Genomic DNA, 13,208 nt, shown 5'->3' with positions numbered 1-13,208 from the left:
ATCTCACTGAACGGAAAAGGATTGATCTTGATGCTTAAAAAAATAGTAAAAGTACTTACCCCCTGTTCACCGTATTTGCTGTAGGTGGCTGCGCTAGCTATAGCATCACAGAACAAGACATGGACGAATATTTGCAAGATACTGTCGGTCTTGAGCAATCTGTCGGCATTGAAAACGTCATGTATGCAGAGGTTTCGGTTGATGATCTTAAAGTGAAAATTGGTCGAGCGGACGCCGATCGTGTTTCTGTTTTTGCTAATACTAGCGTACAAGTTCAGATGCTAAGCGTACAGAATCTTGGTTTGGATCTTGATATCGAATTTAGTGCTATCCCGGAATATGACCAAGAAAGTGGAGAGGTATTTTTAAAGTCGCTGCGTTTGGAGCGTTTTGATGAAAAAAACCAACGGTTGACCCCAGAAATATCGGCACTTTTAAAACCGGCTGTTTCAATGATTGGTCACGCGCTTTCAATGCAACCGGTATACAAACTTGATAGTTCTAAAGTGCAACAAGCGTTGCTTAAATCTGCTGAACCTAATTTGGTCATCAGGGACAATAAACTCGTGATTGATCTGTTCGATTAGAATCTCATTGCTGCTCTAATCTGGGGATCAATGGAGTAATTGGCTATAACGCTAAGTAATAAATGAATGCGGTAGAGCTAGCGGCTTGGCTAGCTCTAGGGTAAAAATTAATAGATTTCCATTATCCAAGAGCCGAGTTTTTTTCATTCCAGAGTTCAATGATGATTGGCTCTAATGCTTTTATTATTTTTTGAAAATCATCATCGGTTTTGCTGTCATTAAACCAACCTTTAATTGAATCATGATTAAAAGCGAGTTGTTTTAGGTTACCAGAGTTCGTCAGGATTTCTTCTCCATCGGTAGACAACTGCTCTTCAGTGAGTTTTATTTGTGATTCAAAATACTGTTCGCCAGCCCTATATAAATTCCAATTATCTAATCTTGTTGCAATCAGTTCCATTGTATTTACCTGCTCAAATTTTCTTGGGGTAAATATGACACCACAATATTTAAGCGATGTATGCGATAAAACTCACATCATAGTCAGCTCTATCCTTATTTTTCTATTCAATACTAATGCGGGATACGAACTTATCACTTGGATATTGTTCACAAACTTATTTAGGTCGGTATAACTATTTTTAGCAGTCGCGATAGAGACATTTAGAGCGAGTTCAACGAGTCATTTTTCTAAATTATAGTGAAATATGTGATCGATCGGTGTTTCTCCAACGTAAAAGAAGAATCTAATCTAACACGAGTGTCGCTGTGATTAACGTCGAACAAAAAACGCATACTAATCCCTTGGAATCTATTCAATACCCTGTATTTCCCCTACCCATATTTGTACTTCCTGGAGGGATGCAGAGGCTGCGTATTTTTGAGCCAAAATATACCGCTATGATAACTAACGCTCAGAATACGGATGGCTTTGTTATTGCGTTGTATCGTAAAGAGAACGGATTCTCAGTGCCAGACTGGGGGGTTCATGTGCAGATCGTTGATTTTGATAGTGGAGAGGACGGTATACTAACGGTTGATGTGCTTGCAGATCATATGGTTAGTCTCTCCAACTTTGAACAACAACAAGATGGGTTGTTGATCGCAAAGACCACTGTAATTTCACATTGGTCCTCGAATCAAGACTCTGCGTCAACCTTCGATGGTGACTCAATAGAGCAGGTACAATTAAAGCTATCTACTGTTTTGCAAGGAGTATTTAACGCCCATAATGAGTTAAATAAGCTGTATAAAACCCAATTCTTTGACTATCCTAATTGGGTATGCGCGCGTTTGTTGGAGATTATTCCCCTTTCTTTAGATGAAAAGGAAAAGTTTGTCCAACAGCTTGAATACAAACAACTAACAACGCTCCTCAGTACGTTATGCGAAAAAGAATTAAATAAAATGTGATCTTTTTTATTTGCCCTAGCGTATTGGTTAATATCAATTACAAAGGGGTGTTGTTCAGATGCAGCAGATTGAGGTAAAAATCGAACCGATAGCGAGAGGGAATCCCATTACTCAGCTAACCACTAAGTCGGCTCACCCAGAATTGTCCGACTGGTTATCCTTGGTGGCAAAAAACCAAGACAAAGCAGCATTTACAAAGCTGTTTCGCTTCTTTGCACCAAAAATTCAGCGCTTTGGTATCAAGCAGCATGGCAACGAGAGCCAAGCAAATGAATTAGTGCAAGACACCATGACTAACGTTTGGAAAAAAGCCCACCTCTATGATGCGTCTAAAGGTGCTGCGACGACATGGATTTACACCGTTATGCGAAATGCTTCTTTTGATCAGCTAAGAAAAGTGAAAAGCAAAGCAGAGCAAAATCTCGGTGACGATATATGGCCGTTAGAACAGGCGTTAAGTGAAAGCGACAATGAGTCAACGCCATTTGGTGACCACCTAATGACAAAACAACTAGAAAGTTTGGTAGACAGCCTACCTATGGCTCAAAGGGTTGTAGTTCAAGGTGTGTACTTCCAAGAACTTTCTCAAGAACAGCTATCTCAGCAACTTGGTGTACCAATCGGTACTATTAAATCGAGATTAAGGCTAGCTTTAGAAAAAATACGACAGCAAATGGGAGAACAAGACCATGATTAATTATCACCCAAGCGAAGCTGTACTAAAAGAATTTGTAGCAGGAACCCTACCTGCATCGGTTGCCATTGTTGTTGCTAGCCATGTAGAGATGTGTGATGAATGCCAATCTCTTGTTAGCCAATTAACTGCACAGGTGGCTATGGAAGTGTTTGATGTTCAAGAAGAAACATTGAACATTGAAGATTTCGACTTTAATTTTGATGAATCAGAATTGGAAGTGGAGTCGCTCGAAACACAATCATTTAACGCTCAGTTGTTTGAAACTCAACCACAAAGCGTCGCATCACTCGACATGCTAGAAGCGATTACAGCGCAACCAGTAGAAAAAACAGCAACGTTGCCCGTTACCGTCAAGGAAATCGAAGTTTCTGGTACACGTGTTGCTCTGCCGAGGGCCATGAAATCTATCTCTTTGAAAGAGTGGCAAGGTATAGGAAAAATATCACGTGCGAGGCTGAATCTCGATGATGATGAACGTCGTATGAGCCTATTGCACATAGCTAAAGGCGGTAACGTTCCTCAACATACGCACAAGGGTTATGAGATAACTTTACTGCTTGAAGGCAGCTTTGAAGATGAAATGGGCAGTTATCATGCTGGTGACTTTATCTGGTTAGATGGTAAGCATACTCATAACCCAATGACACAAGAGGGCTGTGTTTGCTTAACGGTCTCTAGCGATGCGTTAAGGTTTACTCAAGGAGTGAGTCAGTTAATTAATCCACTAGGTAAATTGATATATTGAGCGCGTTAATATCAATCGAATAGGGCGAAAAAAATGGATAAGAAACTACAGATTGGAATCAGTGCTTGCGTTGTTGGACAGCAAGTTAGGTATGATAAAAGCCATAAACGCTCCCATTTTTGTATGGAAGAATTGAGTGAGTTTGCTGAGTTCAAGCCCGTCTGCCCTGAAGTGGCGGTTGGCTTGCCCATCCCTCGCCCTACGATAAGACAGATTTCTATCGGTGATGTGATAACCGTTTCACGCCCAGATGGAACAGGCGATGTGACGGACGCACTAACAGAGTTTGGACAAGAGCACGCCAAAAAGAGTGATGATTTGGCTGGTTTTATATTCTGCGCAAAAAGTCCAAGTTGTGGTATGGAAAGGGTAAAGATATATCAACATGACGGCAAGGGCTCTGAAATGACGGGCGTTGGAATGTTTTCCAAGCAAATAATGAAGCATAACCCTTTGCTACCGTGTGAAGAAAACGGTCGATTAAACGACCCAATTATCCGAGAAAATTTTATTACTCGCATATTTACTTATCAAAAATGGCTCGATCTGAAAGCCAGTGGGGTGACTCACCATAAGCTGATTACCTTTCATAGTGCACATAAGTATCTGGTCATGAGTCACCATATTGAAAGTTATAAAAAATTAGGTCGATTGCTTGCCAATCCAGAGCAACCTATTGATAACGTGGCGGATGAATACATTGCTATGTTGATGGAGGCATTAACCATTAAGGCGACTCGACGTAGTCATACCAATACTTTGCATCATTTACAGGGCTACTTTAAAAAGCAGCTAACTAAAGAGAAGCGTAAAGAGTTGAATGACGAGATAGACGCTTATCGACTTGGTCTTTCACCATTGTTAGTGCCGTTGACCTTAATTAACCACTACCTATTAGAATATCCAAACGACTATCTGTTAGAGCAGGCCTACTTAAATCCGCACCCTAAAGAGTTAAGACTGAGGTATGGCTATTGAGCTCACTGCTTTGGCTAAGAAGAGATTTTCGAATTCATGATAACCCTGCGTTAGTTGCCGCCCTTCAAGTGGGGGCTTCTAGTGCGGTATTTATTTCAGCCCCCAAGCAATGGAAACAGCATCACCTTGCGCCCATTCAAGCAGACTTTATTCGAAGGCACCTAGTGTTGGTCGCGAAACAATTGGCAGAATATGGTATCGAATTGCATCATTTAGAAGCTTCGGATTATCACTCTCAGACTCAGGTATTAAACGATTTTTGTCACAAGAATGATATTGATACTGTTTACGCTAATCGAGAACCAGAAATTAATGAGCTAAACAGAGATGCTCTTTTCCAAAATACTGGCATTCAACTCGCTCTCTATAGCTGCGATACCATTTTGCCTGTCGGGAGTGTTCTTAATAAACAAAATGAGATGTACAAGGTGTTTACGCCGTTTAAAAAGGCGTGGTTGCAACGGTTACAAAGTACTGGAGTTGAATGTGCAATTACGCCTGTAACGAAAGCCAAGGTTTTCGAACCAACCTCTTTGTCTTCACTAGAATTTGATTACCCAAAAGTTGATTCATCACGATGGCCATTAAGTGATGAAGTAATGAAAACGGTAGTGCCTGCTTTTTTGAAAGCAAACTAGATCTATATGGCGACAATCGAGATTTTCCTGCAATAAAGGCAACATCTGGCCTTTCACCTTACCTTGCAATAGGCGCTATTAGTTCTCGTTGGCTGGCATTACAGTTAGTGCAGAGGCAACCCGATATTGTTTATGATCCGAGCATGCCTGGTTTTGCCTGGTTTAACGAATTAATCTGGCGCGATTTTTACAAACACCTGTTGTTTACGTTTCCAGCGTTAGCGAAAGGGCAAAGTTTTCAACGCAAATATAGAAACATGGATTGGCAAGGCAACCCAGAGCACTTTCAAGCATGGTGTGAAGGCCGGACTGGCTATCCATTGGTTGATGCCGCAATGAAACAATTGGTTCAGACAGGCTGGATGCACAACCGGTTGAGGATGGTGGTGGCAAGCTTTTTAACAAAACACTTGCTGATTGATTGGCGACGAGGCGAACAGTTTTTTATGTCCCACCTTATTGACGGTGACTTGAGTGCCAATAATGGTGGTTGGCAGTGGGCAGCTAGCACTGGATGTGATGCACAACCTTATTTTCGAGTATTTAATCCTATCACCCAGAGTAAAAGATTTGATCCTAATGGCGACTTCATACGTAGATATCTACCAGAACTACATGATGTACCTGCTAAACATGTTCACTTTCCACATGAATATCTGGAATCGTTAGGCGATAAAACGACGTACTGTTCGCCCATCGTAGACCATAAAGAAGCAAGGCAAAGGGCATTAGATTTTTTCAAACAATATTAAAGGTGATTTTTTATGCAACGCTCCCTGTGGCTACAGAGTTTTATTAGCGTATATAGCAATTTAGGTACGGACAACCTGACGACGTTGCAAACTATTTACCACCCTGACGTGACGTTTATCGATCCTCTTCATCGAGTTGATGGGCTAACAGAACTCTTAGATAGCTTTAAAAGCAGCTACACTAATATCATTCAGTGTGACTTTGTCATCCAGCATGTTTTTCAATCTGAAAATGAAGCGGCGGTCTATTGGGATATGACATTTCGTCATAAAAGCCTTAATGGTAAGCAGCCTATTACCGTACTTGGGCACTCTCATCTGAAAGAAAAAGATGGTTTAGTCATATTTCATCGTGATTACCTAGATGTCGGATCAATGATATACGAACATATTCCAGTGCTTGGCGCATTAGTAAAAACCATCAAGCAAAGGGCGGTAAAATAATGCGATTATTAATTACTGGGGCAACATCAGGTATAGGTAAGGAGTTGGCACTGAGATATGCCGACCGTGGTGCGCAAGTGATTGCTTGTGGTAGAAGCGAAGAAAAATTACAGCAATTGATAGTTGAACAACCCTCAATCAAGGCACTTTGTTTCGACTTATTGGATTATGACCATTACCCCGATTTGAAAGATGACCCTAAATTACTTGATACGATCATTTTTAATGCCGGTGACTGTGAATACATCGATGATGTGCTTAATTTTGAAGCTAAAAAATTTGAACGTGTTATCAATATCAATTTGATCTCTATCGGCTATGGTTTACAGGCATGGCTTAAGCACCTGAAGCCCGGTGGTCGTTTGGTGTTGGTGAGTTCGAGCGCAGGAATATTACCACTGCCAAGAGCCGAAGCTTACGGGTCATCAAAGGCCGCGCTAAGCTACCTTGGTAAGACATTGGCGATAAACCTAAAAAAACACGATATCAACGTGACTGTGGTTCATCCGGGTTTTGTAGAAACACCGCTTACAGACAAAAATAATTTTGAAATGCCGATGATTATCTCTAGCCAAGAGGCAGCAGAAAAAATCATGTCTGGAGTAGAAAAAGGAAAATCAGACATCAGTTTCCCGACACTATTTATCTTTATTATGAAGTGTCTTCGCTTATTACCTTCGTCACTTTGGAATAGACTCGCTACTAGGATGGGTTAGCAATGACAGATAAAAATAAAAACATCGCCATTATTGGTTCAGGGATTTCAGGACTCACTTGCGCCTACTTATTAGACAAACAACATAACGTCACTGTTTTTGAAAAAAACGATTATGTGGGTGGTCATACTGCGACAGTTGATATTGTCCACCAAGGGAAAGAGTATGCGATTGATACTGGTTTTATCGTATTTAATGATAGAACCTACCCTAAGTTTAATCAGTTATTGTTAAAGCTAGGTATTGAAAGACAAGCCACAGAAATGAGTTTTAGTGTGCACAATCGTCAGACCAAGTTCGAATACAATGGTCATGGAATCAATTCTCTTTTTGCACAAAGAAGTAACCTATTTAAACCTAAGTTTTGGCGACTAATCGCAGAAATTGTTAAGTTCAATAAACTGTGTAAAACAGCGTTTAAAGAAAACAGCATTGAAGAAAAGTCCACATTGGGTGATTTTTTAAAGCAGCATCAATTTTCAGGGTTTTTCTGCGAGCATTACATTCTTCCTATGGGCGCTGCTATTTGGTCTACAAGTCTAGAAGATATGGAAAAATTTGAACTGAAATTCTTTATTCAGTTTTTTTATCATCATGGCTTGCTCAATATTGTAGATCGACCGCAATGGTATGTCGTTCCTGGTGGTTCTAGAGTTTATGTGAACCGTATACAGGAAAAACTGAGCAAAGCAATTGTTACTCAAGCGGATATAAAACACGTTACCAGAAGCGAAGGTGGCGTCGAAATCACAATGGAAGGCGGAGATGTACATTGTTTTGATGAAGTCATCTTTGCTTGTCATTCTGACCAAGCTCTTAATCTTATTGCAGACCCAACAGAACAAGAGGTTGAGGTGCTGTCCGGTATTCCGTATAGCCGAAATGAAGTGGTATTGCATACGGATACTGGTTTGTTACCAGATAGAAAACTGGCGTGGGCGAGTTGGAACTACATGCTAGATGGCGATTTAACGCGACCTTCCTGTGTCACTTACAATATGAACATACTGCAAGGGATACAAAGTAACGACACCTTCTGCGTCACGTTGAATCAAACTGAAGCAATACAGCCGAGTAAAGTCATTCGTAGTTTTGTGTATCACCATCCAGTGTTAGATGAGTTGAGTGTTAAATCACAAAGAAAACGTCACTTAATATGCGGTAAGAATAATTGTCACTTTGTTGGCGCATATTGGTACAACGGATTTCATGAAGATGGTGTGCGCAGCGCAGTCGACGTAACCGAACGCTTTGGACAATCGTTATGACAGATAACAGTGGTATCTACTGGGGTAATGTGCGTCATCGTCGGTTTGGTGCTGTAGGGCATGAGTTTAGCTATCAACTTTATATGCTGGCAATCGATCTAGATGAGCTAGCAGATTTGTCTGGTCGCAGCGTCGTATTTGGACAGCATTGGTATAACCCTATTCGTTTTTATGAAAAAGATTATGTAAAAAGTGAACCTGGTACGTTGAAACAACGTATAGGTAATAAAGTAACAGAATTAGGGGAGATTGGTCTGACATTAATAGAGTTACCCTACTGGCTCAAGCCCGATGTATGGGGATCTATTTCAGCCCAATTAATTGCTATTTTTGCTACACAGAATCTGGTGAATGCCAATACATGCTGGCGGAAGTGAGTAACACACCCTGGCGGCAAAGGCACTATTACTTGGTAGATATGACCGGAGACATGAAGGTGAAAAAGGCCTTCCATGTATCACCATTTATGGAAATGGACATGAATTATCACTGGAAAATATCGCCACCAGATAAGAGCACCTTGGTTCACATAGAGAACCATAAACAAAATAAAGTGTTTGATGCCACATTGGCATTGGCCAAACGTGAATTTAGTGCAAAGCAATTATGGAAGACCATTAGCGTCACACCAATGATGACCATAAAGATTGTATTAGGTATTTATTGGCAAGCACTAAAGCTATTTGTAAAACGTGTTCCTTTTGTGGCACACCCAAACAGTTAATGACATGTTTTTCAACATAGTTGGAAGAATTGAAACTCGCAAGTGAGGTTTACATGCAAGAATTAGCAAAACAGGATCAAACTTTAACCTATCAGAATACGACTTCTAGAAATGATGGAATGGGAAAGTATCGAAATTTGATTTTTGCTCTAATAGGTAAGCTCGATGATGCGAGTATTGAGATTATTGAGGGAGACAATCATTTTGTTTTTGGTGACAGAGATTCAGAGTTAAGTGGCAAAATAGTCATTCACGATTCGAGTTTTTATAAAGATGTGGTCTCCAATGGCAGTATAGGTGCTGCGGAAGCTTACATAGATGGTAAATGGACCAGTCCTGATTTAACGGATGTTATTCAGGTGATGGCGAGAAACCAATCTCAATTGGATGCAATTGAGAATAAGGTTCGCTGGTTCACTCAGTTTAAGAAGCGATTGCTCAGCCGAAAAAATGCCAACACTGAACAAGGTTCGAAGCGCAATATCTTGGCTCATTATGATCTTGGTAACGAGCTTTATACTCGGTTCTTAGACCCAGCAATGCAGTATTCTTGTGCTATTTATAGTGAACAGTCGAAAACACTCGACCAAGCCCAACAACTTAAAATGCACACCATTTGTGAAAGGTTAAGCCTACAGTCAGGGGACAACGTGGTAGAGATTGGCACGGGTTGGGGTGGCCTAGCAATCTATATGGCTCAACACTACGATTGTCATGTGACGACAACCACCATTTCCGATGCTCAGCATGAATATGCAGCAGAAAAAATTAAACAGTTAGGCCTCAACGACAAGATTACCTTGTTGAAAAAAGACTATCGTAAACTAACGGGCCAATACGACAAGCTTGTGTCTATCGAGATGATAGAAGCGGTAGGGCACGACTACCTTTCAACGTTCTTCAGCAAATGCTCAGATTTACTTAAACCCGATGGAAAAATGTTGATTCAATCCATCACTATTGCCGATAGCCGCTATGACAATTACCGACAAAGTCTCGATTTTATCCAAAAGTATATATTCCCGGGCGGTTGTTTACCCTCTGTTGCTGTAATGACCGATCAGATGGCTAGAAATACCGATCTAGTCGTGCATGAAATGCATGACATTGGCCTTCATTATGCGCGAACGCTATATGACTGGCGCATTGCTTTCGAGAGCCAATGGGAGCAGTTAATCGAGTTAGGGTACAACGAAGACTTTAAACGCTTATGGTTATTCTATTTGTGCTACTGCGAGGGTGCGTTTTTGCAAAGAGTGATTAGCACGCATCATGTGGTGGCGAGAAAACCACGCTATAGAGGCCAAGGCGATGAAATTGTTTTGGGTTATTAATCTTGTCTTATTTCAAGCGAGCTGGTTATGTGCGGCTTTTTTTACTGACTATGCCAATGTGATCATGCCAACGCTTTTGCTAGTTCACTTTGTTTTATCACCAACTCGACGCCAAGACCTTAGATTGTTGATGTTAGTACCTATAGGATTAATCGCAGATAAGCTTCAGTTGGAAATGGGTGTATTTGATGCTGGTGACGGCTTCTTCCCTGTGTGGCTGCTGTTGCTATGGGTGATGTTCATTATCAGCTTGAACCATAGTTTACGTTGGTTAGATAACCGTTCGGTTCTTACTCTGGTATTAGTCGGTGCTATTGGCGGTGCAAGTAGCTATTGGGGAGGTATTAAGGCGGGAGTATTAGTCCCTTTGATGCCAACGAGTACAGTACTGTTTTCTTTAATATTGGTTTGGGCGCTTTTATTACCTGTGTTTGTGATACTTAAGCGTTATGTGAACCGACCTATCAAGGTCATGAGTTGAGGTGATGTATGAAAATATGGATTTTATCGTTACTGCTAACCGCAAGTGTGGCTGCTTCACCGGTAAGCCATTTAAGTAAAGTCGGTGAAGGTGAGATGAATTACCTTTTTTGGACGATTTATCAGGCTGAGTTTTACCGAGGTGTAGAACAAGATAATGATAAACCCTTAAACGTCCTGCTAGCCAAAGATAAAAACGAAAAAGCACTTAAAATTGAATATTTTAAATCGATAGATAAAAGAGCGCTAATAGACGCGACTATCCAACAATGGCAGCACTTAGGCTATCAGCAGAGCAATATCGATAAATGGTCTGCTCCACTTGAAAGTATCTGGCCAGATGTCGAGCCGGGAAACACTATAACCTTAACGGTATTAAAAAATGGTCAAAGCCAATTCTTCTTTAATGGTGAGCCGATAGGCGCAATAGATAGCCAAGACTTTGGAGAGGCTTTTCTTTCAATTTGGTTATCAGAAAATACATCAGAACCTAAACTTCGCCAACAATTATTAGGATTTAATCAATGAAAATACTCGCTCTTTTTTCATTCGTGCTGTTGTTGACGGCTTGCGGTAGTGCAAGTTTAAAAGAACACACAAATACCACACCAGAGTTAAAGTTAGAGCAATTTTTTGATGGTGAACTAAAAGCTTATGGTATGGTGCTGGACCGTTCAGGAAACCTATTACGCCGATTCGAAGTTAAACTTCTTGCGTCTTGGCAGGGTGATGAAGGTGAAATAAAAGAGTGGTTTGTTTTCGACGATGGTGAAAAATCGACTCGTGTTTGGCAGCTAAAAAACCTTGGTAATAATCAATATCAGGGTACGGCTGGGGATGTGGTCGGAATTGCCAACGGTAAGACGGAAGGATCGGCTCTGTATTGGAAATATGACTTAGAGATCCCCGTCGATGGAACCATCTATGAAATTACCCTCGATGATTGGATGTTTCTGATTGACGAAAAACGGTTATTTAATAAAACCAATATGTCCAAATGGGGTTTCAATGTTGGTGAAGTGATTTTGTATATAGAAAAAATATAATCATCTGATGTCGGTCCTTTCCAGTAAACGCGCTATCCAGCCGTTTTTACCGATGCTCAACTAGACTTCATCCACGAATTTTTATATAAACAAAGGATGAAAAATACTGACATACAACAGAAAATAGAAAGTTTTACTTCTATTGAACAGGCGTTAGCGTATTTTGAAATCGACTTTGATAGACGGTTTATAGACGAATATGGCTTACAGGTAGTGAAACGCTTTAATGGTTATTTGCTTTTGGAAAAGCCAGACGATTGGTTTGCTGCACGGCGTGTGCTTAGAAATGCTTACTGTAAGGTTCAGAGGGGAGGCTTGATCCTAGTTCTCGTTCCGCTTGTCGCGGATGTACCTCTTGTTTACGTCGGTAATAAGTGAGCCTGACACAATTTTTTGAACCAATCGGGCTTTATTCTACCCTACCTCTTCCCTCAATGAGCATCTTCGATATGAAAAAATGGCCTCATCTTTCTATCTTCCTAATTTCTTGTTTGTTTGGTTATTCTACTGTTGCTTATGGGCAGAGTGAGCAAAATTACCTGTTGCGCCACGTTGAGGATGTGAGTCGAGATTACTTTTATATTCATCTTTACGAGCAGAATAGTGACCTAAAATTGTCTGGAATGGTAGGTGGAGAGCATCAAATACATTATCGAATATTGGGCTTTTTAGGGGACCAATTTCAAGTGAGCTTAGAGTCTGTTGACGGTATTACCTACGTTACGGTAGATGCCGAAGGTCTAGTACTAAATGATAATGAAGATAGTACAGACATCAAGGTGATGTGGGACACCGTTTGGATAGATATTGCGGTTTCAGCGAGCTCTTTCACTAGTGATTTTATCCTTACTATAAAAAAATCGACGAATGATATTCCTTTGGGATTTGATCTGTTTAATCGATTCATTGTGAACTTAGGTAGCTTGTAAGGCAGTAAAAGAAAAAGAGTCACTTACCAATAAATGACCCTTTTTAAAGCTAATACTTCAGACTAATAATTAAGCTCAATTAAACCTAATTGCTCTGATTGAACATAAGAGATCTTGTCAGAAATTAGATTACTCAATGCATACTCTGAAATAACCAGTACGTGGTCTTGGTTTTTTGGCGCTAACGAATGTATTTCTACTTTACCTGCTTTGGTGAATTTGCTCCAAAGGTGGCTGTCGGCCAAATAGATATATCCTTCTTCAGGTAACACTTCTTTATTCTTCTTAACAAAGATTTTTAGCCACCAAGCAGCGCGTTGTAAACCCTGTGCTCCATCTACTCGTTTAGGCTTCGTAATTTGGTTATCTGCCAACGCTTTTTGTGTCGCGATAACCACATCTAAAGAACCAGGATAGCTTTCGGTGAATGGGTTATTAAACTGACCATCGTAAGAGCAAGCCCAGCTAGGGTTGCTCCTAAAACAGAAAACACTAATAGCGATATAGCCAATACTTT

15 protein-coding genes and 3 pseudogenes are annotated in these 13,208 nt (G+C 40.6%); 16 read left to right on the top strand and 2 right to left on the bottom strand.

Translation table 11 applies throughout. From position 1 onward, the window contains the following. The first annotated feature begins 62 nt into the window (after positions 1 to 62). Positions 63 to 587 carry a DUF1439 domain-containing protein gene (locus PGX00_RS18880; RefSeq protein ID WP_272140919.1) on the top strand — a complete coding sequence of 175 codons (525 nt, stop codon included), beginning with the start codon at positions 63 to 65 and terminating at the stop codon, positions 585 to 587. A gap of 121 nt (positions 588 to 708) precedes the next feature. Here PGX00_RS18880 and PGX00_RS18875 read toward each other — a convergent pair whose 3' ends face one another. Beyond that, positions 709 to 987 carry a hypothetical protein gene (locus tag PGX00_RS18875; protein ID WP_272139478.1) on the bottom strand — a complete coding sequence of 93 codons (279 nt, stop codon included), beginning with the start codon at positions 985 to 987 and terminating at the stop codon, positions 709 to 711. A gap of 308 nt (positions 988 to 1,295) precedes the next feature. On the opposite strand from PGX00_RS18875, the gene PGX00_RS18870 reads away from it, so the two are divergent. The 15 genes and pseudogenes from PGX00_RS18870 to PGX00_RS18800 all read left to right on the top strand — a co-directional run bounded on the left by PGX00_RS18870 (position 1,296) and on the right by PGX00_RS18800 (position 12,691). After that, entirely contained in the window at positions 1,296 to 1,940 is a 645-nt protein-coding gene (locus PGX00_RS18870; protein WP_272139476.1) for an LON peptidase substrate-binding domain-containing protein, read from the top strand. A 58-nt stretch (positions 1,941 to 1,998) separates the two neighbouring features. Next, entirely contained in the window at positions 1,999 to 2,637 is a 639-nt protein-coding gene (locus PGX00_RS18865; protein ID WP_272139474.1) for a sigma-70 family RNA polymerase sigma factor, read from the top strand. Then, positions 2,630 to 3,382 carry a ChrR family anti-sigma-E factor gene (locus PGX00_RS18860; RefSeq protein WP_272139472.1) on the top strand — a complete coding sequence of 251 codons (753 nt, stop codon included), beginning with the start codon at positions 2,630 to 2,632 and terminating at the stop codon, positions 3,380 to 3,382. Before PGX00_RS18865 ends, PGX00_RS18860 begins: the two co-directional genes overlap by 8 nt. A gap of 33 nt (positions 3,383 to 3,415) precedes the next feature. Further along, positions 3,416 to 4,360 carry a YbgA family protein gene (locus PGX00_RS18855; protein WP_272139470.1) on the top strand — a complete coding sequence of 315 codons (945 nt, stop codon included), beginning with the start codon at positions 3,416 to 3,418 and terminating at the stop codon, positions 4,358 to 4,360. Further along, positions 4,357 to 5,750, top strand: a pseudogene (phrB, locus tag PGX00_RS18850) (deoxyribodipyrimidine photo-lyase). Before PGX00_RS18855 ends, phrB begins: the two are co-directional and overlap by 4 nt. A gap of 12 nt (positions 5,751 to 5,762) precedes the next feature. Continuing rightward, on the top strand, positions 5,763 to 6,194 hold the full coding sequence (locus tag PGX00_RS18845) for a nuclear transport factor 2 family protein (protein ID WP_272139468.1): 432 nt from the start codon (positions 5,763 to 5,765) through the stop codon (positions 6,192 to 6,194). Continuing rightward, entirely contained in the window at positions 6,194 to 6,910 is a 717-nt protein-coding gene (locus tag PGX00_RS18840; RefSeq protein WP_272139466.1) for an SDR family NAD(P)-dependent oxidoreductase, read from the top strand. Before PGX00_RS18845 ends, PGX00_RS18840 begins: the two co-directional genes overlap by 1 nt. Positions 6,911 to 6,912: 2 nt before the next feature. Beyond that, positions 6,913 to 8,178, top strand: a complete 1,266-nt coding sequence (locus tag PGX00_RS18835; RefSeq protein WP_272139464.1) for an NAD(P)/FAD-dependent oxidoreductase — start codon at positions 6,913 to 6,915, stop codon at positions 8,176 to 8,178. Beyond that, positions 8,175 to 8,902 (top strand): annotated as a pseudogene (locus PGX00_RS18830) (DUF1365 domain-containing protein). Before PGX00_RS18835 ends, PGX00_RS18830 begins: the two are co-directional and overlap by 4 nt. A gap of 53 nt (positions 8,903 to 8,955) precedes the next feature. Then, positions 8,956 to 10,236, top strand: a complete 1,281-nt coding sequence (locus PGX00_RS18825; RefSeq protein WP_407702398.1) for a class I SAM-dependent methyltransferase — start codon at positions 8,956 to 8,958, stop codon at positions 10,234 to 10,236. Then, a complete protein-coding gene (locus PGX00_RS18820) occupies positions 10,214 to 10,717 on the top strand; it encodes a DUF2878 domain-containing protein (RefSeq protein ID WP_272139462.1) in 504 nt (167 codons plus the stop codon). The genes PGX00_RS18825 and PGX00_RS18820 overlap by 23 nt, the downstream gene beginning before the upstream one ends. A gap of 8 nt (positions 10,718 to 10,725) precedes the next feature. Beyond that, complete coding sequence (locus PGX00_RS18815) at positions 10,726 to 11,244, top strand: chalcone isomerase family protein (protein WP_272139460.1); 519 nt, start codon at positions 10,726 to 10,728, stop codon at positions 11,242 to 11,244. Continuing rightward, complete coding sequence (locus tag PGX00_RS18810) at positions 11,241 to 11,762, top strand: DUF3833 domain-containing protein (RefSeq protein ID WP_272139458.1); 522 nt, start codon at positions 11,241 to 11,243, stop codon at positions 11,760 to 11,762. Before PGX00_RS18815 ends, PGX00_RS18810 begins: the two co-directional genes overlap by 4 nt. 96 nt (positions 11,763 to 11,858) lie before the next feature. Continuing rightward, positions 11,859 to 12,133: pseudogene (locus PGX00_RS18805) on the top strand (nitrogen fixation protein NifW). Between the two features lie 78 nt (positions 12,134 to 12,211). Further along, the gene (locus tag PGX00_RS18800) at positions 12,212 to 12,691 is read left to right on the top strand and encodes a hypothetical protein (RefSeq protein ID WP_272139456.1); all 480 of its coding nucleotides are present in this window, start codon (positions 12,212 to 12,214) and stop codon (positions 12,689 to 12,691) included. 62 nt (positions 12,692 to 12,753) lie between these two features. Here PGX00_RS18800 and PGX00_RS18795 read toward each other — a convergent pair whose 3' ends face one another. Beyond that, positions 12,754 to 13,089: a hypothetical protein gene (locus PGX00_RS18795; RefSeq protein WP_272139454.1), complete on the bottom strand. Its 336-nt coding sequence runs from the start codon at positions 13,087 to 13,089 to the stop codon at positions 12,754 to 12,756. Between the last annotated feature and the right edge of the window lie 119 nt (positions 13,090 to 13,208).

The organism is Vibrio algarum, assembly GCF_028204155.1.
Classification (GTDB): Bacteria; Pseudomonadota; Gammaproteobacteria; order Enterobacterales; family Vibrionaceae; genus Vibrio; species Vibrio algarum.
The sequence above is the reverse complement of the archived record's forward strand: the minus strand, read 5'-3'. Positions and strand labels throughout refer to the sequence as shown.